Source organism: Pseudomonas sp. TE12508 (assembly GCF_056279485.1).
In genome coordinates this window covers 120,661-142,784 of sequence record NZ_JBWCCN010000021.1, presented here as the reverse complement: position 1 = coordinate 142,784, position 22,124 = coordinate 120,661, and the positions used below count along the sequence as shown (strand labels likewise).

Here is a 22,124-nt window from a genome sequence, read left to right as displayed (position 1 = left end):
ATTGCACTGTCGTGGGCAGGCTGTGAGGGCAAAGGGAAAGGGGAGAGCCGCGACGATCAGGACTTGCGTTGCAGGGTGTGGTAACCCAGTTCTGACCTGGCTTTCCTGAGGGATTTGCCTTCAGCGATCAAGGCGCGGATACGGGCTTCAACTTCTTCGATCGAGCGGGCGCAGGCGGCCACTTCATGGGCTCGATCCCGGGGTACGATGACCACGCCGTTGGCATCGGCGACCACAATGTCTCTGGCGCACACGCGGGCCTGGCCGATGGACACTGGCTGGTTGACCGATTCCACTTCGACCCGGTCCTTCCCGGTACGCATGAACCGGCCTTTGCTGAACAGTGGGTAGCCGTCCCCGAGTGCCTTGCTGACGTCCCGGCAGACACCGTCGATAACGGTCGCCGCAATCCGTTGACTCCCGGCATATTGGGTCATGATGTCACCCCAGACGGTGCAGTCGGTGCGCCCGTCGTTGTCGATCACCACCACGTCACCTTCGGCCACATCATCGATGAAATCTCCGACCGTTCCCGGCGGGCAACTGGCGCTGACGTAGCGCACGGTGAAGGCCGGCCCGACCACCACTTGCCGATAGTTATCCAGGGGCATGATGCCCAGGCACTGGCCAGGCAGGCCCAGTTTATCCAGGGCATCGGATACGCCCGGCGTATCCAGGCCTTCAAACAGGGCAACCAATTCTTTGTCTTGGGGGGACATGTGTAACGCCTCGCAGTGATGACAATCGTTCAGACAGAAGCCGCTCACATGAGCGGCTCGGCTTTGTTCGCAATGCACTTCAAGCCGGGGTGTTCAACTTCGCCCGTGGCTCGGAAATGGTCAGCAAGAGGATGAAGCTGATAAATGAGCCGACCGCCAGCCAGGCGAACACATAGTTCCAGCCATAGTTGTCCAGCAATAGCCCGGTAATGAAAGGAGTGGCCGCCGCGCCCAACTGACCGACCATGTTCACGACGGCGTTGGAGATGGGGAACGTTTTTTTGGTAGTCAGCCCCATCGGATAAACCATGTAGGAAGAGAAACCCAGGCTGAGAACGGCACCGGTCAACAACAGCAGCAAGCCGTAGGGAATCGGTTCGGCGGGCGAGTTGATCAGCAGGTACATCATCAGTGAAGTGCCGAGTGCTGACAGCAGCATGCCGGGCTTGCGTCGCCCACCCATCAGTCGATCCGAGCAGAAACCACCCAGCAGGTTGCCGAGCACGGCGCCCACCCATGGCGCAGCCGACACCAGCCCCATATTCATGATCGAGAATTGTTTGACCGTCATCAGGTAGGTCGGAATCCAGGCGAGCAGTACGCTCGACACGCCCAGTTGGAAGCAATAACTGGTGGCACAGCCCCAGATGTTCCAGGACTTGAACACCTGCCGATTGGTCTCCAGGGGCGTTTCGTGGCGGGCACGTATAACTCGATCGAGTTTGCTCACCCAGGCTGGAGTCTTTTTGGGGCGGGTTTGTTGAGTCGCTTCAGTACTGCCGGTTTCCTCGATGATGTAGTTGAGCTCGGCGGCGTTAACGAACCGGCTCCGGGAGGGATGGTCGGTGACCATGAAATACCAGACCACCGCCAGTGCGATGCCGGGCACGGCAAAGAAGTAAAAGATCTCTCGCCAGCCCCATACCGAAATGATCACGGCACAGAGTGGCGGCACGATCACCGGCCCGAACTTGACGGCGGACAGGAAGATCCCTGAGGCGGTGCCTTTTTCTCGCGCCGGAAACCAGTTGTTGATGGTCGTGGTCATGCTGATCGGTAATGGACCTTCAGCGACGCCAAGGCCCAGGCGATACAGCTTGAGTGCCAGCAATGAACTGGCTGTGCCCACCAGGCCCGTCAGCAATGAGGTCAGTACCATGGCGCCGGGCAGGATCCGGCTGACGCCGAAACGGCCGAAGGCAAAACCGGAAGGGATCTGTGCCAATGCATAGGCCAGCAGAAACAGGCTCATCAAGCCACCGGCCTCGGCATTGCTCATTTCAAACTCTTTACGAATAAACGGCAACGCGACACCCAGGTTGGCCCGGTCGGCGGCTGCGATGGTGTAAATCAGAAAAATCAGGGCTGCAACCACCCAGCGGTAATTGCTGCGCACAGCAGGTTTTATGACTTCAGGCATAGACATGGGGCAGACCTTGTTTTTGTCGGTGTTGTCCGGCCAAAGTAATAATTATGAAACCGTAAAAAAAGCGACAAATACTCCTGTCAAAAGATCGCTTTTATTGATGAAACTGTGAGGCCTGATTCGCGCTGTATAAAATGTGCGAGCAAAAAAAAACCGGGCTGAAAGCCCGGCAAAAATAGCGCAGTCAATAATGTGCTAAAGGGAATTCAGGATCGCTTCATAGCGGAGCTCAGTTCGCCAGGCCGGCCTTTTCCAGCACCTTGTCCAGCCATGACTGGTCGATGGCGCCAGTGGCGATTTCGGCTTTGACCTGTTGTTCGTGGGCATCATGCTCTCGCGCCCTGAGCAGTATCTGTTCGGCGTGTTCGGGGGAGAAGGCAACCAGCCCATCTTCATCGCCGACAATGATGTCACCTGGGTTGACGGTCATCCCCCCGATGGACACCGGGACATTGATCTCACCGGGGCCGCTTTTGTAGGGGCCGCAATGCACCACACTGCGGGCATAGCACGGCGTCTCTTCAAAACTGGCGACATCACGGATGGCACCGTCGACAATAAAGCCGACACAACCACGTTGCTGCGCATAGAGCTTGATCAGCTCACCGATGACCGCATTGGTCGCGTCACCCTGGGCGTCGATCACCAGCACATGCCCCGGTTCGATCAGCGTCAGTGCCTTGTAGATGTAGAGGTTGTCGCCGGGGCGAGTCTTCACCGTCAGGGCGGTGCCCACCAGTTTGCCGGTGTGGTTATAGCGCGTCAGCCCCCGGGCACCGATGTGGCGCCCGAGGTTGTCACTGATATGCGGCGTGACGACGCTCTGAAAAGCGTCCAATAGCGAGCGTGGAGCCTGGGGGGGAGAAGGGAAGATGCGTGAACCGGGCAATGACATAGCGACCTCCATGAACGACTGAACCCTAGTGGGCTATGCGTTCATAGTAAGAAAGGTTGCCCGGTACTATTAGCGATATTTATCCATGCAAAAACATCACTTTTTTTCTCGAATCCAGCGCCAGCGTTACCACACCATGTGGCTGAAATCACAGCAGTGCGTTGCCAGACGTGCAACCTCGACACTGAGCCCCTGAAGACGATCAGCGCGGTGTACGGCGATGTAGTGGATGGGCGGCAGCGCGGGCTCGGTTTCGATGACCTGCAGACGGCCCTGGTCCACCAACGGCGAGAGACACTGGCGAGGCAGGTAGCTGATGCCGACACCGGACAGGGTCAGGCCCAACTGGGCAATCAGGTAGTTGCTTTTGATCGTACGGTTGACCCGGACGTCGTTCTGGGCGAACCAGCGCTCATAGATCAATCCAGTGCCGGAGCCGCCTCCCTGAGTAAGAACGGTGTATGAGGAAATGGCTTGCATGCTCATTATCTCTTTGCCCTGATGCAGCGAAGGTGCACACATCCAGGCATTCTCCACCGAACTCAACGGGGTGCTGACGAAACGCGCGTCGGCAAAAATGTCGGGAACGATGATCAGGTCGAGCTGATCGTTCTCCAGTTTAGCCACCAGTTCGGTGCTGAGCTCGACCGAGGGTTCCAGTACCACTTTGGGATAAGCGCTACGTATACCTTCGATCAATGTTGGGAGCCAGGTCATGGCGGTCAGCTCGGTGACGCCAATGCGAAAACGTCTGACCAGCACTTCCTTGGAGCTTATGCGTTCAAGCAGGTAATCGCGCTGGCGCAGAATCTCCGTGGCCTGCTCGAACAACTCCGTGCCTTTTTCTGTCAGGCGCGCACTGCGTTTTGAACGATCAAAAATCGGCATGTCGAAGGCATCCTCCAACTCCTGAATACGCTTGGAGATGGCCGACTGGGACATGTTCAGTTTCATGGCCGCGGATTCGAAGCTACCCAGTTCAACAATCCAGTAGATAGCTTCCAGTTGCTTGAACGTGATCATTACTCGGGCTCAGTTGAGAAAAAGTGCTCCATTATTGACTAAAAGCATCGAGTTGGCGCAGCTGACAAACAGCAAAACCCGGCCATGGCCGGGTGCCCAATGGGCGCTTTTCAATCGTGCCGTTGTAAGGGTCAGACCCTGGCAGCACTCGGTTTTGAACAACCCTTGAGCCCAGTGCGCTCTTCGATCTCACCGCTACCGCTGATGTACCCATAGCGCGAAAGATTCGGCATCAACATCGCAGCGATGAAGGTGATGGTCACTACCGCCGCGACATAGAAGAAAAAATATGCCTCGACACCCTGTGATCGGAGTGACAGGGCCACGTACTCGGCAGTGCCACCGAATGCGGCGTTGCCGACGGCATACGGAAAGCCTACGCCCAGCGCACGCACCGCAGGCGGGAACAGTTCAGCTTTGACGATCCCGGCGATGGGGGTGTAGAGCGATGCAATGACCAGGCCGCCAAACACCAGCAGGAACGCTGTAAACGGGCTGCTGACTGATTGCAGCGAATAGAGCAGGGGGATCACCAGCAGCATGGCCAATCCGGAAAACATCAGCATGTGCGCCTTGATCCCGATACGGTCAGCGAGCAAGCCAAACAGTGGCTGGCAGAGCATGAAGCCGACCAGGGCCGCGGTCATGATGAAACTCACCGTCTCCGGGCTGAAACCAGCGGAGATCACCAGGTACTTCTGCATGTAGGTGGTGAAGGTATAGAAGTACAGCGAACCGCCGATGGTGAACGCCACGACCAGGGCGACTGCCCGTTTGTGTTTGAACATGCCGCGCAGAGAGCCGGCGTCTTTGCGGTTCATGTCTTTTTTGGTCGCGGTTTCATGCATGGCGCGCCGCAGATACACCACCACGATCGAGCTCAGGGCACCGATGAAAAACGGAATCCTCCAGCCCCATTCACGCAACTCATCGCCGGTCAGGGTTTGCTGGAGAATGACTACGGTCATCAAGGCCAACAACTGCCCGGCAATGATGGTGAAGTACTGAAACGATCCATAGAAACAGCGGCGGCCCGGTGTCGCGATTTCGCTGATGTAGGTGGCGCCGGTGCCATATTCCGCACCGACGGACAGGCCCTGGATCAGCCTGGCCACCACGAGCAGAATTGGTGCCGCGACCCCTATAGTCGCGTAGGTCGGCATGACGGCGATCAGCAGCGAGCCGGCGCACATCATGAACACCGAGATGATCATGGAAACCTTGCGGCCGCGAGTGTCAGCGATCCAACCGAAAATCCAGCCACCGAGCGGGCGCATGAAAAAGCCGACGGCGAAAACCCCGGCGGTTGCCAGTAGTTGGCTGGTGGTGTCCCCCTTGGGGAAAAACGAAGCGGCAAAGTAAATGGCGGTGTAGGCGTAAATGAAAAAATCGTACCACTCCACCAGATTGCCCGAGCAGGCACCCATGATGGCTTTTACGCGGTTTGGCGCTTTCATCGGAGCGGTTTCGGCGGCGTGGTCTTTGGCGTCTGTGATTGATGCGGACATGCTGTTCACCCTTTCTTCAAGGCGAGGCGATACGAGGAGCACGCTGATGCGTGTCCGACGTGACTGGCTCGATGGGTTGTTGGGCTTAACGAAGAGGCGCGAACCCGCTCACGGCCGGGTTTTCTGAAGAGAAGGAGGAGGGAGGATGCACGAGCGTGGCAAGCTGTACGTGGCCCGGGGAAATCGGACAGGTCAGGTAATACGAAGCGTTGAACATCATGGCGCGAGCCCTCGAATCTTATTCTTGTAGTGAGTCGAGCGCTCTTTGGCGCCGACGTTGATTGCACGCTACCGCAGAGTGAGGAGGGTAATAAGCCGTCAGGCGGGCCTAACTGATATACCTAAATTCTATAGCTTGGCGTGCAGCCCCGGCGGGCCGGGGCATACAGGCGGCTCGAAAGCCTTGAGGCCTCACGACACGCGGTTTTCGGGGCATTCCAAGGTGCGTAAATGCGATTACACTCACAGCACTTTCGACGCATATCGCGCCGACCCCGATGCTGACTGGCCTGGTAATGGATGTCGTTCAACTCAAAACCCTGATTCATGTTGCCGAACTGGGCAGTCTCAGTAAGGCCTCGGATCGGCTTCACATCGCGCAACCGGCCCTTAGCCGACAAATCAGAATGTTGGAGAAAGAGCTCGGCGCCTACCTGTTCGAACGACACGGGCGCGGGATGGAAATTACCGACGTTGGTCGGGAAGTGCTGGCCCATGCCACCCGAATCATGGAGGAAATGGAATCCATCAGAAGCTCGGTTGTCGGTGGCCGATCGTCTTTTCGTGGAACGGTGGTCATCGGTACGACGCCGACGGTTGCCGAGATTGTCACCGTACCGTTGGTGCGCAAGATCCGCGAGGCGCATCCCAATCTGGCCGTCCGATTTTCCTCGGCCTATAGCGGCTATCTGCTGGATTGGGTGCAGCGCGGCGAATTGGAACTGGCCATTTCCTACGATCCGCAACCCCTGCATACGCTCAGGATTGTGCCGGTGATGATGGAAAACCTGATGCTGGTCGGCCCCGCCAGTGCCAACCTGCGCATCGACACGCCGGTAACCTTTGCCTCCCTGGCCGAGCAACAACTGGTATTGCCAAGCGCCCGACATGGCCTTCGGGTCATTCTGGATAACTGTGCCAGAGAAGTCGGGATCAAACTCAAGACCAGCGTTGAAGCCGACTCGTTCGGCGCGATGATCGATTTGGTCCGCAATGGCTTTGGTCTGACGGCATTGCCACTGGCGTCGATTTACGCCCAAGTCGAAGCTGGCGTGCTGTGTGCGGCGCCGCTGATCGATCCGGTGCCCATGCGCAAACTGGTTCAGGTTTTTCCGGCGGACAGGCGCGTCAGCCCGGCTGCCAAATTCGTCGGAGAGGCCTTCATCGAAATTGCTGCCGACCTGGTCAATCGCAAGATCTGGGCTGGACACATGCTTTGAGCCATCGGCCAATCGGTTAACCCCTACCCGTAGTTGCGCAACTGCTCACGACTTCTGCTTTTTCTCACCACTGATGACACTGTCTTGAACCATCAAACGCGACTGCCTGGCGTATTCGGCATTTTTATATTGGGGATGCTGCAAGTGCTGGTCTGGGGAGGCTCGTTCTTCCTGATGGCCGTCATGGCCGATCCGATCATGAAAGAGACCGGTTGGGCCAGCCAATGGGTGTATGGCGCGTTGTCGCTGAGCATTCTGGTTTCTGCAATGCTGGCGCCATTGACCAGCCGGCTTATTGCTCGCTATGGCGGCCGCCCCATCCTGGCCAGTAGCGGCTTGGGCGTCGCCATCGGGCTGTTTCTGATGGCCAGCTCGACCTCATTGCCGATGTTTCTTTTGTCTTGGGCAGTGATTGGCGTCGGTATGGCGCTGGGACTGTATGAAGCGCTATTCGCCGCTTTAGGTTCTCTATACGGGGAGCGGGCGGGCAGTGCGATTACCGGGATCACGCTTATTTCAGGGTTTGCGACAACACTGTCATGGCCCGCGGTTGCGCTGGTCATCGAGCACGTTGGCTGGCGCACAACGTGCGTGGCTTATGGAGTGCTATTGGTCATTGCCGTGGCACCGCTTTATCTCTGGGTGCTGGCGCGTGGCGCGGGGCCACTCGCAAAAAGCCATGCCATGAGCGATGAAAACCTCTCAATCGACCGGCGGATCTATCTTTTGCTCACGCTGATTTTTGCGTTGGGTGCAGTGATCATGACGGCGATATCTGTCCAGCTGATTTCATTATTGCAGGGGCAGGGCTACTCGCTTGCAGCCGCCATCGGACTGAGCGCCTTGCTCGGTCCGAGCCAGGTCGGCTCACGCGTTCTACAAGTGTTTTCGCGAAAGCGACACCCTATCTGGACGACATTGATCAGCGTGGTATTCGTGGCAATCGGTCTGTTGCTGGTGACCATCGCGCCGGCAATGACCGCTCTGGGGCTGGTGATCTACGGCGCGGGTAATGGTTTGCGGGCGATCGTTCGAGGCCTGCTGCCACTGGCCCTGATGTCGCCCACCCATTATGTTTTGCTGATGGGACGCATGGCTCGGCCTTCGCTCATCGGTCAGGCCTTGACCCCCCTCGCTGGCGGATACCTGTTGCAGACCTGGGGCGCTAGCGGTGTGCTGGCGGGCCTGAGTTCGCTTGCCGTATTGAATGTGCTTTTGGTGTTTTTGCTCATTCGGTTGGTATGAAAAGAACAGCGCTGAGCACTCATGGCGGCATCGGTGATTCTGCGCAACAACGAGCTGCCTTGGTTGAGCGCGACGGAATCGAAGCCAAGCGTATCGACGAAGGACACGCTGCGCTCATTGGCCAGTTCATGGCCGACGGGCACCAGGAGCACAAGCCGGGCCGTGAGCATCCATTGTTCATCTGCGCCCGGCAACGCGATCAATCCTGAGTCTGGACCTCGGCGCTGTTTCTTACGCTGTAAACGCTGATCCCCCGCGACGTTTTCCTCGAACGTTCGGCGACTGCTTGATAACGCTTGAGCAGTCGCCTTCGGGCTAAAGCGCCTTGCCGAAGCGGAATGAAGCGCCATAAGCCGAGTCGGGTAAATGGCTGCGGCCATCTGCCCTTAACCTGGACCTGAAGGTACCGCTTTGCGGCTGGGTCCTGTAGAGGCCGCGCTTTTGTAATTCGGGAATGATCAACTCCACGAAATCTTCGAGTGTGCCAGGGCTGATCAACGGATTGATCATGTAGCCGCTGGTGCCGGAAATGCGTGCGTGTTCTTCGATCCGGTCGGCTACCTGTTGTGGGGTACCCACCAGAATCAGGTCGCTGCCGCGGGTGACTTTGGCAAAACGTTGCTTCACATCCCCGGCGGTCAACGGCTTACCACTGCCATCGGGGTGCATGACATAGGACGTCAGCCCTTCGGTGTGGGTCGACAATGCATCGCTGTCGGCATAGCGACTGATATCGATGCCCGTGTCGCCCGCATAACTGACCAGTTGCGCTTGAAGATGGTAGTTGCTTTGCAACGCGTCATATTTGCGCTGCGCTTCAATTTCGGTTTTGGCGGTGACGATGCGCAATACGGTCAGGGACTTCACATCCTCACGCTGGCGACCGAGAGCCTGGGCCTTGGCCCATATGTCCTCCAGGCCCTGACGGATTTCCTGAGGGTTGGATTTGGCAATGAAGATCAGCTCGGCATGCTTGGCGGCGAACTCGCGACCACGACCCGACCAGCCGGCCTGGATCAGTAGCGGTGTGCGCTGCGGCGACGGTGAGGTGAGGTGCGGCCCGGCGACTCGATAGTGCTCGCCCACGTGGTTAATCGGCCGTACCCGATCACCCCGGGCATACAGCTGATGAGCTTTGTCCGCGACCACCGCATCGTCGGCCCAACTGCCTTCCCACAGCTTGTACACCACATCGAGAAATTCTTCGGCGCGTTCGTAGCGGTCATCGTGTTTGATCATCTGTTCAAGGCCGAAGTTACGCGCGGCGCTGGACAGGTAAGAGGTCACGATGTTCCAGCCCACCCGCCCGTTGGTGAGGTGGTCCAGGGTGCTGAAACGCCGAGCGTGGGAGAAGGGGTGTTCATAGCTGGTGGTAACCGTGACGCCGAACGCAAGGTTTTCGGTGACCGCGGCCAAGGCGGGAATGATCATCAACGGATCATTGGCCGGAGCTTCCACAGCCCATTTCATTGCGGCATCGGCATTGCCACCAAAGACGTCGTAGAAACCCAGCACGTCGCCGAAGAACAGCATGTCGAGGTTGGCCTGGTCGGCAATGCGCGCCAGGTTCGACCAGTAGCCCAACGAGTTGATTGCCAGGCGCTCGTCAGCCGGATGCGTCCAGAGGCTCGGCGCACCTCCACAGCCCACACTGGCTTGTTCGTAGAGTGCAAACAACAGAGGTTTTGGATCGGACATCATGGCTCCTGAACAAATTTGAAGGGGCATTTCTGTATCAACTTCAGCTCATAGATTGAAACGCACTATAAAAACAAAATGTAATTATTTAATGGAATAAGAGCCTTGTATCAGGCTATATGGAACCTAAGCCTCAGGCGCCATCCTTACCGGGCTCGGCATCGCTCAGAATGAATGGCTGCACTTCGAAATACCTGCGATCTATTGTTCTTGCTCTACGCGCCAGAGGAGTCAGAACGCGTATTGCAGGCGGGTGTAGTAGTAACCGCCGGTGAAGCCGAAGGGTGAATAACTGCCCCAGTTATCGCCGAACGAAGAGTTGCTTACGCCGATATGGTCGGGGTACTTGTCGAACAGGTTCTGCGCGCCGACGGCCACGGTCAGTTGTTTGTTGATCGCATAGGCCACGTCGAGGTCAGTGATCCATTTGGCCGAGTACTCGCGATCCAGGCTTGGATCGCTTGAGCTGTTGACCTCGGTGTAGGTGCCATAACGGGTCAGCCGCAGATTGACGTCGAAGTCGCTGATCGCCCAGTCGGCGGAGAAGATCATCTTGCTGCTGGGGGAGGTTTTGGTAATCAGTGCTCGCGATTGGCGTCCGAGCAGCTGGAAGTCGCCCAGGGCGGTCAGTTGTGACGGTGTGTCGTTGACGCTGAGGATTTTCGTGTGGTTGTAGTTCAGTGCCGCAGTCCATCTCACCGAGCCGAACTGGTTCAGGTTCTGCCGGTAATTGCCGACCACATCGACCCCGGACGTCCGGGTGTTGGCGCCGTTGGTGAAGTACTGCGCGCCGGCGGTGGCCGGCACACCAATGCCGTCGAGCAGGGCGGCGACGCCCGGGCCCTGGAAACGTTCGCTGAGCACCAGACGGTCGCGCAGGTTGATGACGTAGCCGTCCACGGTCAGGCTCAGGTCTTCACTGGGAGTCAGGGCGAAACCGAGACTGAAGTTGGTCGAGCGTTCGGGTTTCAACGACTCGGCCCCAAGGGCCTGGGCGCCGGCCGAATCCACCGGCAGAATCACGTAGTTGTAAGACTGGTAGACACCATTGATGGTGTCGAACCCGGTCGAGCGCGCGGTGAAAATCTGATTGGCCAGCGACGGCGCGCGAAAGCCATTACTGATGGTGCCGCGCACCGAAAACACCGGGTTGAATTCGTAGCGGGTGCTGAGTTTGCCGCTGCGGGTGCCACCGACGCCTTCGTTGTAATGCTCGTACCGTGCGGCGACGCCGAGGTACCACTGCTCGACGGGGTAGAAGCCCAGGTCGATGTAGCTGGCGACGCTGTTGCGGCTGACTTTCTGTGCGTCTTCAGGAGTAATGCCGTTGGTGACCTGGGCGCCCGGATCGGGACGCTGCCCGGCGCGCGGATGGCCGGCGGGGAACACGTAATCGCCATCGATATACGAGGCTTCGGAGCCGGCGCGGGTCTCGTAGCTTTCACGTCGGTGCTCGAAGCCGAAGGCGACATCCAGCGGCCTGGCCAGGCCGATTTCGTAGCTGTTTTTCAGATCCAGATTACTGGTCAGTTGGTCCGCAATGTAAATGCCGGAGGTGAACTTGTTCGGGGTGTTTTCGCCCAGCGACGGGTTCTGGTTGTTGTAGGTGCGTTGCTTGGCGTAGTTACGCCCGTAGGTGCTGCTCAGGTCCCAGGCCCAGCTGCCGAAATCCTCGCCCTTGGCGCCGAAGGCGGACTGGAAGTCGGTTTCGTTGATCAGCCAGTAAGGACTGTAACCATCGGGATAGCCATTGGGGCCGGTGGTGATGGTGTTGCGCCCATTGGGCAGGCGGAAATTCTGGCCGTCGTTGTTCTCCCGTGTGGCCAAGGTCGAGAACGAGTAGAGCGTGACGGCATCGTTCAACGGCAGGTCGAGGTTGTAGGCGACATCGGCCAGTTGGCTGCGGGGCAGTCCGTAACCCTTGTAAGTGTGGTGGCTGGCATCTGCCTCGCGCGGGTCGGGCGAGCCGTCGGCCTGCGGATAGTAATGCGTGCTATAGCCGTTGCTGCCGGCCTTGTTGTCGCGTTCCTGATAACGGGTGTCGAGCGAGACATTGAGTACGCCGGCTTCGCCGACCTGAAAACCATAATTGAGCGCCTCCTGCGCGGTCCCGCGTTTGCCGTCATAGCCCTGGCCGAGGGTAGTGTCGGAACTGCCGCCGGTGGTTTGCTTGAGGATGATGTTGATTACCCCGGAAATGGCATCCGAGCCGTACTGTGCCGCGGCGCCATCGCGCAGCACCTCGATGTGATCGATGGACGCCACCGGGATCAGGTCGAGGTCGCTGGGTGCTGCGCCGCTGTTGATGCCGTTGATGTTCAACGTGGCGCTGGTATGCCGGCGCTTGCCGTTGACCAGCACCAACACATGGGACGCCGTCAGCCCCCGCAGGGTGGCCGAGCGCACTACGCCGCTGGCATCCCAACCGGCGCGGTCGGGCAGGTTGAAGGACGGGATGAACTTGCTCAGCGCCTCCAACAGGCTCGGTTTGCCCACCGAACGCAATTGTTCGCCGGTCACCACGTCGATCGGAGTCGGGCTGGTGGTGACGGTGCGTTGGACGGTGCCACGGTTACCCGTGACGACTACCGTGTCGAGAGTCGGTGAGCTGCTTTCGGCGGCCTCGATGTTGAACGAGGCCAGGCCACAGGCAATCGACAGCGGCAGCAATAACGGGCGGTAGGCAGGCGCGGCAAGGCGCGTTTGGCAGTTGAGCATGAGAGTGAAGCTCCTGAATGTCGGCTAAGGTCCGTGTCACTTCTTGCGAGCGGCGACGGCTTCGATTTCGACCAGCCCGCCCGGTAGCGGCAGGGCGACTACCTGCACGGCGGTGCGTGCCGGTTTGTTCGGTTGCGCAGCGCTGCCGAAGAACGGCGTATAGCCTTCCTGCAACCCGGCGAAATCGAGCTTGCCGCCCTTGGCCGGATCGCCCACCAGAAACACCCGAAGCTGCACCACGTCACCCAGGTCCAGGCCTTGGCTTTGCAGCACGCCTTTGAGCTTGTTGAGAATCGAGGTGGTCTGCGTAGCGGTGTCGCCATAGGCAGCGAAGGAGTCCTTCGGTGCTTTCGGGTCGTGCAGGTCGGCGAGCAGGCCGCTGACAAACAGCAGGTCGGTCTGGGCCGGAACCGACACCGCCAGCGAAATCGGGAAACTGGAGTTGGGCAGGGCGATGCGTTTGATCTCGTCGGCGTGGCTGCTGAGGGCGGTGGCGGTCATGAGGAGTCCTGTGAGCAAAGTCATGGTTTTCATCGGTCAGTCCTTTATTGAAAAAAGTCAGGCGGCAACGCCCGGTTGCTGGCGTTCGGCATGGCGGCCGATCAGGGAAACGATGCGTCGCGCCGAGTCGGCGGCGCTGTTCTGCCAGATGCCGACGCCGCCATGGGCGAGGGCGTCGCTGGCCAGGTACGTGCGGCCCTGAGGCTCGTTGAGGATCTGGTAAGCGCTCTCGCCGACCTCGTCGTTGACGATCCACGGGCCTTTGCTGAAGGGCACCTTGGCCCAGTTGATGGCCACCGGTTTTTGCAGCTTGGTGCTGTGGCCGGGGTGCAGCAATTCGACCGCTTGCCGCGAGGAGGCGAACTGTTCGGCGAGGGATTTCTTGCTGAAAGCCTGGGCCGACTCACTGGTGTTGTAGGCCGCGACCAGAATCCCCTGGGCACTGTTCAACCGGTCGCTGGGGTACCACAAACCTTTGACTTCATGGTCCAGGTACGACAATCCGCCGTAGATGTTGAAGTCGGTTTCCCAGAAGCGCGGCGACTGCCAGGCGACTTTGTTGGCCTGATCGCTTTGCGCGCTGAGAATCGCTTGCTTGAACGGCTGGCTGAAGTTACTCGGCAGCTTGGCCAGCAACGGCAGGGGGACCGTGACGATGGCGTAATCGGCGCTCAGCGTCTCGGTGGTGCCGGTCTTGCGGTCCCGGTAGGTGATGCGGCTGCCGTTTTCGGAGGTCTGAATGTCGCTGACCTCGGCGTTGAAACGCACCGTATCCTTGAGCTTGTCGTAGAACGCGTAGGGAATCCGGTCCATGCCGCCAACCGGTTGGAACATGGTCGAGGAAAACTCCGGGATCTCATCGAACACCAACGCGCCCCAGAGCTTGGGGTTGAGCAGGGTCTGTAGCTCCAGCGGTGCACGGGTGATGCCGGTTTGATCGCCGGCGCCGGGGATACGGGTGTACCCCGAGCGCACCGAGCCCTTGTATTTGAAGTCGGCGTTAAGATCGCCATAGACCTTGAGGAAATTGAGCAGCGCCTTGCGATCATCGACGCTCAAGTCCTGGTCCAGGGCCTTGCGGCTGACGGTGCGCGCCAGCAATTCAGACAGTTGGCCGCGGGTGTCGTTGACCGCCTGGCGCAACTGGAAGGCCGGTTTGGTCGGATCGGGCAAGGCCAGCGCATTGCGGCTGCTGTTGACCAGCACTTGCAGCTCGACACCCAGTTCGCGGCAGTAGCCGAGGATCGTCTGGTGATGGCTGGGAATGCGCGCGGGACCGGCGTTGAAAAACTGCCCGTCGTCGAAGTCGACGGTCTGGCTGATGCCATCGTCGAAATCGACCTTGGTGCCGCGCCGTAGAGTCCAGTTGCGTCCACCCACTCGCTCGCGGGCTTCGAGAATGGTCACGGTGAAGCCCGCCTTGCGCAGCTCGTAGGCGCTGACCAGCCCGGATATACCGGCACCGACCACCACCACGTGCTTGCCTTTGCCACTGCTGCCCAGTTGCAGCGGATTGAATGTTGCCGCCACGGCCTGAGGCGTGAGCCCCAGTGCACCGAGGGCGCTGACAGCGGCGGAATAGCCACCGACGGCGGCAATGCGGGAAATCAGTTCTCTACGGGTAACAGCCATCGTGGTGCTCCTTGCGTTCAAGCGGTAAGGAATCCGGGGTAGGGGCGCGTTAGGGATCAGAGGTCGTAGCGCACGGACAACAAGAGGGTTCGCGGGTCGTTGATGGAGTAGAAGCGGGCGCCACTGGAGGGCACGTAGCCCACCGACTGCGGGTAGGCGCGATCGAGCAGGTTTTTTACGGCCAGCGTGGTGGTCCAGTGACCGTCGCCGGAGAGGTAACGGGTGTTGGCGTTCCAGAAGGTCTGCTGGGGGATTTCCTGGACGTCGTCGTTGAGCGCGTTGGCGTAGGACTTGGTCTGGAACTGCGCGTCGGTGCCCGCCAGCCAGGTACCGGGCAGTCCGGCCGGGATGGTGTAGTTGAGACCGACGCTGGCGTTCCAGCGCGGCGAGAACACCAACTGTTTGCCGTTGGCATCGACACCGGCACCGCTGGCATTTTCGAAGTCGTCGTACTGGCTTTCCAGGTAGCCGACGTTGGCGGTCAATTGCAGATCGCGGGTCAGCGCAGTCAGGGTTTCCAGTTCTACGCCATAGGTGTGTGCCTGGCCGACGTTGGTCCGCAAGCTGACACCCAGCGCCGGGTCGTAGGCATTGGTCTGCAAATCCTTGTAGTCGTTGTAGAACAGCGCGAGGTTGGCTCGCAGGCGCTGGTCGAAGAAGTCACCCTTGAAGCCGGTTTCCCAGGTCGTCACGTCCTCGGGCGAAAACGCCTGTTCGGCGGCGGCCTGGGTCGGCGCGCGGTTGTCGTAGCCGCCGGCCTTAAAGCCTTTGGCGACGTAGGCGTACTGGTTGAGGTGCGGTGTCCAGGCGTATTCGAAGCCGAGTTTCGGGCTGGTGGATTGCCAGGATTTGCTTGAATCGGCGCTGAAATTGGTACCGGTGATCTGCCGGTCGGTGTTGACCACGTAGTTGGTGTAGTCGAAGTTCTTGTGTTCGCGGGTGAACCGTAGTCCGGCGATCAGCGACAGTTGCTGCGTGACTTTGTAACTGCCCTGGCCATACAACGCATAACTTTCGGTATTGGTTGTGCTGTATTGCCCCTGGCCGATCACCCGGTTGCGCGCAATCGAGTAGGTCAGGCTGTCGCGCTCGGCGTCGAATTTTTCCCGGTACAGGTATAGGCCAGTGCTGAAACTGAAATCGTCGTAGTCGCCGTTGAGCTGGAACTCCTGGGTGGCATAGTCCTGTTTGTAGGTGATCAGGCTGTTCTGAATGAGGGCGGCCTGCCCGGAGTTGTCGTAGTCCACTGGCTGGTTGAAGGCGGAATAGGCGGTCACCGATTTGAAACTCAGATGATCGTCGAGGGTGTAGATCGCCCGCAGCACCGAGCTGCCCTGGTCGAGGCGGTTCTTCGGATTGAGGCTGCTGTAGCTCTTGAATTTATCGAAGTGGCCGTCGGCATCAAACGGTGTATAGCTGGTGGTGTCGCCACGGTCGAAGGTGCCGGCCAGGGTCAGTTGCACATCCCACGGCGAATCGATCGGGTTGAAGCGCAACTTGCCGCGGTAGGACTGGATGTCGACGTTGTTCACATCCTCGCCGCGGGTCGGGTTGGAGACGGTGCCGTCACGGGTCAGGCGAATCGCCGAAAAACTACCGAACAGCGCGTTGTCCACCAGCGGGCCACTGATCAGCAATCGGCCGTTCTGCGCGTTGTAATTGCCGGCGCCGAGCTCGAAGAAACCCCGGGTTTCCTGGGTCGGATCGCGGGTGATCACGCGGATCGCGCCGGCGCTGCTGTTGCGTCCATACAGCGTGCCTTGCGGGCCGCGCAACACTTCGACGCGCTCGACGTCGTTGAAGTCGAGCATCGAGGAAATCGCCCGCGGGATGTACAGGTCATCGGCGTACACCGCGACGGCGGCTTCCTGGATCGGGTCGGTTTCGCCGATGCCACGAATCCCGTAGGTCTGGGCGCTGTAGGAGATCGACTGGCGGCTGAGGGTCAGGTTCGGCACTTGCCCGGAGAGGTCGCGGATGCTTTTGATCTGCTTGTCTTCCAGGGCTTTTTCGTCGAACGCGGAAATCGCCAGCGGGGTTTTTTGCAGGTCTTCGCTGTGGTGTTCGGCGGTGACTGTTACAACGGGGAGGGCACCATCCATGGTGTTTTCTTCGGCGTGGGCCGACAACCCGAACATCGCCAGCGACACGGCCAGAGTCAAACGGTTTGCAGTGAAGGTGTTATGCATGGTGAACCCCAAGTGTGTAAGCGCAGCGTTGGCGTCGTTATGTTTTTTTGGGCAAAGCGTTGCCGGGGCCATGTTTCGAAAGCCATGGCGGCGGGGGGCTTGAGCCGGTTTCGGATTTGGGTGTGGCAGTTGACCGTGGAATGGTGTCGGCCGGAAAAACGTGCAGTTCCGTGGGCCTCCACCTGGTCAGGGGTCGGTGATGGTTGTAACAGTATTTGTATAATACGGCGCTGTAAAAGTCCGATTAGTTATAAGTTAATTATAAAAAATAGGCATTAAGTTTGTAAGTTAAATGCGTAAATCTGATGTTTTATCTGTGGCTGACATGACGCAATCGCGGGCAAGCCACGCTCCCACAGGTCATGTACATAACCTGTGGGAACGTGGCTTGCCCGCGATGACGGTGGTTCGGCTGGAATCAATATCCGCGTTGTACGTTCGCCTGATTCTCCAACGCCAAACCGTTGAGATAACGCTCAAGGTTGGCCAGGAAACTGTCAGCTATCTCATGGCCACTGTTGGTGGAAATCGCCGAGGTATGGGGTGACAAGCGCACCCGTGGATGGGTGTAGAGCGGATGTCCATCCGGCAGAGGCTCGGGATCGGTGACGTCCAGCGAAGCCAGGCCGATCGTTCCGCTGTCCAGTGCTTCAAGCAACGCCCCGTGATCCAGCAGGCCGCCGCGGGCGATGTTGATCAGGTGCAGGCCGGGTTTGGCGCTGGCGAGCACAGCGCTGTTGACGATATGCCGGGTCGCACCGGTCAACGGCGCGGCCAGCACCAGATGGTCGGAACGGGCAAACAGGTCATGGATATCGCGCGCGGCTTCGACGCCTTCCACCTCGAACGGCGTCTGACTCTGACGCAACGCCAGCACATTGATGCCCAAGGCGTGGGCCTTGCTCGCCAGGCTGCGGCCAATCGCACCGAAGCCGAGAATCCCCAACGTGGTGCCCTTGAGCGGCGTCAGTGCGGTGAAATTCCATTGCGAGTCATGCACCCAAATGTCCGGCAGGCGCTTGGCGGCAGCGAAGATCGCGGCCAGGGCGAACTCGGCGATGTTCTCGGCGGCGCTGCCCCGGGAAGTGCTCAACGGCGGGCCGTTGAACAGCCATTGGGGGTAGAAGTCGATGCCGGAAGACACCACCTGAACCCACTTCAAACCGTAGGGCCAACCCGGCGGCGGTGTGTCCGGCGCCAGATAGCCGCGAACATTGATCGGCCGCGCCAGCAAAATACTGACTTCAGTCGGCAGGTCGCTGGGTACGCCGCTCGGCACATCGATTAATCGGGCGTCAGGATGCGTGTGTGCGAGGCGCTGACGAATCACATCGTTGAAGTCTTCATCCAGTTGGCTGGCGATAATGAGCTGGCTCATGGGCGTTCCTTTTGCTGGCGCTGGGCGAAGACCGCTTTGCCGACGCCTTGCAGCACGGCATCGTTCTGCGGCGTGTGAACACGGCTGCACAGCACATCGCGGTAATGCCGTTGCAGCGGATTTGTGCGGGACAGGCCGGGGTTGCCAGACGCCTCGATGGCCAACTCGACGGCGCGGATGGCGTTGCCGGTCACCAGGTATTTCAGTTGCGCGGCGTTACTGGCTGGCGTGCGACCTTCGGCGGCGGCATCCAGCAGGCTGCGGTTGGCGAACAACAGCGTGTCGATGTGCCCGACGGTTTCCTGAAAGCGCGGCAGGGTGGAGAGCGCCGCGCCGAGGTTGGATGGCTTGCGTTGTTCCAGCCAACCCACCAACCAGTCGCGAGCGGCTTGGGCGACGCCGTCGTAAACCGACGAGAGCAACACCGACATCCACAGGAAGCCATCGCCATCGAGTTCGGGTTGTGGGGCACTCCAGGGGCTGACGCTGACGGCGTGATCCAGGGGCACCAGGACATTGTCGAACACCACTTCATGGCTGCACGTGGCGCGCATGCCCAAATGGTCCCAATCCTCGATGATGCTGATGCCGGGTGTGTCCTTGTGCACCAGCCAGGCACCGACCAGCGGATCTTCATCGGTGCTGCGCGCCCAGACGCTGAACCACGTCAGGCCATGACTGCCGGTGGAGTAGATTTTTCGGCCACTGATGCGCCAACCGGTGGAGGTGCGCCGGGCAACGGTCGCTGGCAAACCACCGCGAGCCGGGGTGCCGAGGTCGGGCTCGACCCGCAGGGCGTTGATCAACGCGCCTTGCTGGACGGCGTCTTGCGCCACTTGCAGGCGCAATGCTTCGGGCCAGGTTTTACTGTCTTGCAGGCGCGCGTGCTGGATGTACTGCATCACCAGGATCAACGCCGTCGAGGGTTCGCCCTTGGCGATTGCGCTGATCGCCTTGCGCGCCTGGGCCAGATTAGCGCCACCACCGCCGAGGGCTTTGGGCACGGTCAGCGCGACCAGACCGTGCTCCTGCAGCAGCTTGAAATTGTCCTGGGGGAAGGCGCCGCTTTCGTCATAAAGGTGCGCCGTGGCGCCGAGTTGTGCGCCGATGTTTTCCAGCAAGGCTTCGAAGTTCGCCGCCTCTACCGATCGCAGCAAGGGCGGATGTTGAGAAGAAAGACTCATGGTGGATTCACTCGATCAAAAAGTGTGAGCAGCAATGATTGGGGGCCACCGTAACCAACTGTGGCGAGGGAGCTTGCTCCCGCTGGGTCGCGAAGCGGCCCCAAATCCAGGCACTGCGGTGATTCAGGCAAACCGTTTTGCGACTGCTTCGCAGCCGAGCGGGAGCAAGCTCCCTCGCCACAGGGAGGGGTCGACTTTAGGGCTCATATCGGCAACAACTTGAACTGCCGGTCCCACAACGGACTGACATCCAGCCGTTCGCTCAGCACACCCGCATCGAAGAACAAATCCGCGACCTCCTGTTGCGAGGCTATCGCCTGGTCGTCCACTTCGATGACTTTCCACGGCTGACTGCGGCTGTTGTACATGTCGAGAAACACCGCTTTGTCGACGCCCAGTAGCTGCGCGGATTTGGCGGCCCAGGGTTCGGGGTTGTTATTGATCCATTCCAGCGTGCGCGCCGTGCGCTGCAAGTAGTCCTGAATCGCTTGTTTGCGCAGCGGGTCTTCAAGGGCCGCGGGGCGCGCCGCCATCAAGTAGTTGCCGGACAAATAACCCTCAGCGGTTTTCAACACCCGGGCGCCACTGCGGAATTTCGCCAACTGGATAAACACCCCATAAATCACCCAGGCATCGAGCTGACCGCTCTGGAAAGCACTGAAACCATCCTGCGGCGTGAGCGCTACCGCCGTGATGTCGTTCATCGTCAGGCCCTGTTCTTTCAGTGCCTTGATCAGAAAGTAATGCGAGGTGGTCGAGCGCACGTACCCGACCCGTTTGCCGCGCAGCTGCCCGACCGATTCGAGTTTCGAGTTCTTGGGAATCAGGAACACCTGGTTGTTCACGTCGCCTTGTATCACTGCGATGAGTCGCGGTTGGCGATGGCTCTGGATAGAGAAGATCGGTGGGATCTCGCTCATGGAGCCGATGTCCAGGCTGCCCGAGGCCAGCGCTTCGACGATCAGGTTGCCGCCGGCAAATTCCGCGTAATCGACTTTGTAAGGGCGGTTAGCGGTACCGGCGTCTTCGGTGAAATACGACTCCTGGCCGCGATAAGTGGCGACGCCCAGGGTCAGGTCCGAAAGCGAGGTGTTTTGCGCGAACACACGCGAAGCCAATCCCATCGAGGACAGCCCCAACGCCCCGAGGGCAATCGAACTGGCCGTCAGGAAGCCGCGACGATTGAACTGCCCTGGCAGGCGATTAAAGGATTCGCTCATGCCAGTGCCTCGCTCTTCTGGTGAACCTGGGCGGTTGTGTAACGGTTGGCGGGTGCCTCAAGCCCAAGGTTGTCGCGCAGGGTCGTGCCGCTGTATTCATCGCGAAACAGACCGCGCTGTTGCAGCACCGGCACGACGAGTTCGGTGAAATATTGCAGGCCATCGGGTAGCAACGAGTTGATGATGAAACCGTCGGCAGCGCCTTCTTCGAACCAGGTCTGAAGGGCGTCCGCAACCTGCTCAGGCGTCCCGACGAAATCCCGTCGTGGCCGGGAGAAACGCAGGGCCACTTCGCGCAAAGTCAGGCCTTCGTCTTTGGCCAGTTGTTTGATCCGGTCCGAGCCGCCTTTCTGGCTATTGGAGCCTAAGTCACCCAGCTCGGGGAATGGGGCATCCAATGGGTACTGGCTGAAATCATGGTCATTGAACGGCCTGCCGAGGGCGACAATCGCATCCTCAATACTCACCAGTTCCACCGCTTGCTGATAGCGGCTTTCAACTTCTGCTTCATCGCGGCCAACGATCGGACGGATGCCCGGCAGGATCGACAGCTTTTGTGCATCGCGGCCGAAGCCGCTGGCGCGCTTTTTCAGGTCCTGATAATAGGCGCGTGCTTCGTCGAACCCCTCGGGGCTGACGAAAATCGCATCGGAATTCTCCGCGGCGAAATTACGTCCGTCCTCAGAGGTGCCGGCCTGGAAAATCACTGGCTGACCTTGCCGGGAGCGGGCGATGTTGAGCGGGCCTTTTACCGAGAAAAATTCACCTTTGTGCGCCAGCGCATGCAGTTTGCCGGGGGTGAAAAACTCGCCGCTTTGCTTGTTGTAGGCGAAGGCGTCGTCTTCCCAGGAGTCCCACAACCCCTTGACCACATTTACATGCTCCTTGGCGATGCGGTAGCGCACCGCATGGGGCGGGTGCTCGGCCTTGCCGAAATTATCGGCGGTGCCACTGAGCCAGGAGGTCACCACGTTCCAGCCGGCACGACCGCCGCTGATGTGGTCCAGGGACGCAAACTGGCGCGCCACCTGGAACGGTTCGGTATAACTGACGGTGACGGTTGCTACCAGGCCGATATGGCGAGTGGTCGCGGCCAGCGCCGAGAGGATGGTCAGCGGCTCGAAGCGATTGAGGTAGTGCGGGCTCGACTTCTCATGGATGTGCAGGCTGTCGGCGATAAACACGAAGTCGAACTTCGCCGCTTCAGCCAGTTGCGTTTGCTGCTGATAAAAACCGAAATTCACGCTGGCGTTGGGCAGGGCCTGCGGGTGGCGCCATTCGCCCCAGCCATGGCCGACGCCATGGACCATCGCCCCGAGTTTGAGTTGGCGTTGCTTGCTCATGATTCT

Annotated in this window: 17 protein-coding genes; 3 read left to right on the top strand and 14 right to left on the bottom strand. The window is 59.5% G+C overall.

Going from position 1 to position 22,124, the window contains the following annotated elements:
• Positions 1-56: 56 nt before the first annotated feature.
• The 5 genes from ACZ9IM_RS26180 to ACZ9IM_RS26160 all read right to left on the bottom strand — a co-directional run bounded on the left by ACZ9IM_RS26180 (position 57) and on the right by ACZ9IM_RS26160 (position 5,571).
• Positions 57-719 (bottom strand): RraA family protein, encoded by a 663-nt coding sequence (locus ACZ9IM_RS26180; RefSeq protein ID WP_476225370.1) that lies wholly within the window; start codon positions 717-719, stop codon positions 57-59.
• A 79-nt stretch (positions 720-798) separates the two neighbouring features.
• A complete protein-coding gene (locus ACZ9IM_RS26175) occupies positions 799-2,145 on the bottom strand; it encodes an MFS transporter (RefSeq protein ID WP_476225369.1) in 1,347 nt (448 codons plus the stop codon).
• A gap of 229 nt (positions 2,146-2,374) precedes the next feature.
• Positions 2,375-3,040 (bottom strand): RraA family protein, encoded by a 666-nt coding sequence (locus ACZ9IM_RS26170; RefSeq protein ID WP_476213263.1) that lies wholly within the window; start codon positions 3,038-3,040, stop codon positions 2,375-2,377.
• A gap of 126 nt (positions 3,041-3,166) precedes the next feature.
• Entirely contained in the window at positions 3,167-4,063 is an 897-nt protein-coding gene (locus tag ACZ9IM_RS26165; protein ID WP_476213264.1) for a LysR family transcriptional regulator, read from the bottom strand.
• Positions 4,064-4,194: 131 nt separating this feature from the next.
• On the bottom strand, positions 4,195-5,571 hold the full coding sequence (locus ACZ9IM_RS26160; protein WP_007896356.1) for an MFS family transporter: 1,377 nt from the start codon (positions 5,569-5,571) through the stop codon (positions 4,195-4,197).
• A gap of 497 nt (positions 5,572-6,068) precedes the next feature.
• Here ACZ9IM_RS26160 and ACZ9IM_RS26155 point away from each other — a divergent pair, with 497 nt between their 5' ends.
• The 3 genes from ACZ9IM_RS26155 (at position 6,069) to ACZ9IM_RS26145 (ending at position 8,464) form a co-directional block, all read left to right on the top strand.
• Entirely contained in the window at positions 6,069-7,010 is a 942-nt protein-coding gene (locus ACZ9IM_RS26155; protein ID WP_476225368.1) for a LysR family transcriptional regulator, read from the top strand.
• Positions 7,011-7,145: 135 nt separating this feature from the next.
• A complete protein-coding gene (locus ACZ9IM_RS26150) occupies positions 7,146-8,255 on the top strand; it encodes an MFS transporter (RefSeq protein WP_476225376.1) in 1,110 nt (369 codons plus the stop codon).
• A gap of 59 nt (positions 8,256-8,314) precedes the next feature.
• Entirely contained in the window at positions 8,315-8,464 is a 150-nt protein-coding gene (locus tag ACZ9IM_RS26145) for a hypothetical protein (protein WP_476225367.1), read from the top strand.
• A 106-nt stretch (positions 8,465-8,570) separates the two neighbouring features.
• Here the strand turns inward: ACZ9IM_RS26145 and ACZ9IM_RS26140 are convergent, their stop codons facing one another.
• From ACZ9IM_RS26140 to ACZ9IM_RS26100, 9 genes are all read right to left on the bottom strand, one after another.
• The gene (locus ACZ9IM_RS26140) at positions 8,571-9,953 is read right to left on the bottom strand and encodes an LLM class flavin-dependent oxidoreductase (protein WP_427624766.1); all 1,383 of its coding nucleotides are present in this window, start codon (positions 9,951-9,953) and stop codon (positions 8,571-8,573) included.
• Positions 9,954-10,184: 231 nt separating this feature from the next.
• Positions 10,185-12,671, bottom strand: a complete 2,487-nt coding sequence (locus ACZ9IM_RS26135; RefSeq protein ID WP_476225366.1) for a TonB-dependent receptor plug domain-containing protein — start codon at positions 12,669-12,671, stop codon at positions 10,185-10,187.
• A gap of 36 nt (positions 12,672-12,707) precedes the next feature.
• A complete protein-coding gene (locus ACZ9IM_RS26130; protein WP_008006142.1) occupies positions 12,708-13,205 on the bottom strand; it encodes a RidA family protein in 498 nt (165 codons plus the stop codon).
• 24 nt (positions 13,206-13,229) lie between these two features.
• Positions 13,230-14,804, bottom strand: coding sequence for a flavin monoamine oxidase family protein (locus ACZ9IM_RS26125; RefSeq protein ID WP_476225365.1), 1,575 nt, complete (start codon positions 14,802-14,804; stop codon positions 13,230-13,232).
• A gap of 56 nt (positions 14,805-14,860) precedes the next feature.
• Positions 14,861-16,993, bottom strand: coding sequence for a TonB-dependent receptor (locus ACZ9IM_RS26120; RefSeq protein ID WP_192344739.1), 2,133 nt, complete (start codon positions 16,991-16,993; stop codon positions 14,861-14,863).
• 418 nt (positions 16,994-17,411) lie between these two features.
• Positions 17,412-18,371, bottom strand: a complete 960-nt coding sequence (locus ACZ9IM_RS26115) for a D-isomer specific 2-hydroxyacid dehydrogenase family protein (RefSeq protein WP_476225363.1) — start codon at positions 18,369-18,371, stop codon at positions 17,412-17,414.
• On the bottom strand, positions 18,368-19,555 hold the full coding sequence (locus tag ACZ9IM_RS26110) for an acyl-CoA dehydrogenase family protein (RefSeq protein WP_476225362.1): 1,188 nt from the start codon (positions 19,553-19,555) through the stop codon (positions 18,368-18,370). The genes ACZ9IM_RS26115 and ACZ9IM_RS26110 overlap by 4 nt, the downstream gene beginning before the upstream one ends.
• Positions 19,556-19,758: 203 nt before the next feature.
• Positions 19,759-20,775 (bottom strand): ABC transporter substrate-binding protein, encoded by a 1,017-nt coding sequence (locus tag ACZ9IM_RS26105; protein WP_476225361.1) that lies wholly within the window; start codon positions 20,773-20,775, stop codon positions 19,759-19,761.
• Positions 20,772-22,118, bottom strand: a complete 1,347-nt coding sequence (locus ACZ9IM_RS26100) for an LLM class flavin-dependent oxidoreductase (RefSeq protein WP_476225360.1) — start codon at positions 22,116-22,118, stop codon at positions 20,772-20,774. Before ACZ9IM_RS26100 ends, ACZ9IM_RS26105 begins: the two co-directional genes overlap by 4 nt.
• Positions 22,119-22,124: the final 6 nt, after the last annotated feature.

Coding starts and splice junctions, on each gene's coding strand:
- ACZ9IM_RS26180 (WP_476225370.1), bottom strand. CDS start 719: ATGTCCCCCCAAGACAAAGAATTGGTTGCCCTGTTTGAAGGCCTGGAT.
- ACZ9IM_RS26175 (WP_476225369.1), bottom strand. CDS start 2,145: ATGTCTATGCCTGAAGTCATAAAACCTGCTGTGCGCAGCAATTACCGC.
- ACZ9IM_RS26170 (WP_476213263.1), bottom strand. CDS start 3,040: ATGTCATTGCCCGGTTCACGCATCTTCCCTTCTCCCCCCCAGGCTCCA.
- ACZ9IM_RS26165 (WP_476213264.1), bottom strand. CDS start 4,063: ATGATCACGTTCAAGCAACTGGAAGCTATCTACTGGATTGTTGAACTG.
- ACZ9IM_RS26160 (WP_007896356.1), bottom strand. CDS start 5,571: ATGTCCGCATCAATCACAGACGCCAAAGACCACGCCGCCGAAACCGCT.
- ACZ9IM_RS26155 (WP_476225368.1), top strand. CDS start 6,069: ATGCTGACTGGCCTGGTAATGGATGTCGTTCAACTCAAAACCCTGATT.
- ACZ9IM_RS26150 (WP_476225376.1), top strand. CDS start 7,146: ATGCTGCAAGTGCTGGTCTGGGGAGGCTCGTTCTTCCTGATGGCCGTC.
- ACZ9IM_RS26140 (WP_427624766.1), bottom strand. CDS start 9,953: ATGTCCGATCCAAAACCTCTGTTGTTTGCACTCTACGAACAAGCCAGT.
- ACZ9IM_RS26135 (WP_476225366.1), bottom strand. CDS start 12,671: ATGCTCAACTGCCAAACGCGCCTTGCCGCGCCTGCCTACCGCCCGTTA.
- ACZ9IM_RS26130 (WP_008006142.1), bottom strand. CDS start 13,205: ATGAAAACCATGACTTTGCTCACAGGACTCCTCATGACCGCCACCGCC.
- ACZ9IM_RS26125 (WP_476225365.1), bottom strand. CDS start 14,804: ATGGCTGTTACCCGTAGAGAACTGATTTCCCGCATTGCCGCCGTCGGT.
- ACZ9IM_RS26120 (WP_192344739.1), bottom strand. CDS start 16,993: ATGCATAACACCTTCACTGCAAACCGTTTGACTCTGGCCGTGTCGCTG.
- ACZ9IM_RS26115 (WP_476225363.1), bottom strand. CDS start 18,371: ATGAGCCAGCTCATTATCGCCAGCCAACTGGATGAAGACTTCAACGAT.
- ACZ9IM_RS26110 (WP_476225362.1), bottom strand. CDS start 19,555: ATGAGTCTTTCTTCTCAACATCCGCCCTTGCTGCGATCGGTAGAGGCG.
- ACZ9IM_RS26105 (WP_476225361.1), bottom strand. CDS start 20,775: ATGAGCGAATCCTTTAATCGCCTGCCAGGGCAGTTCAATCGTCGCGGC.
- ACZ9IM_RS26100 (WP_476225360.1), bottom strand. CDS start 22,118: ATGAGCAAGCAACGCCAACTCAAACTCGGGGCGATGGTCCATGGCGTC.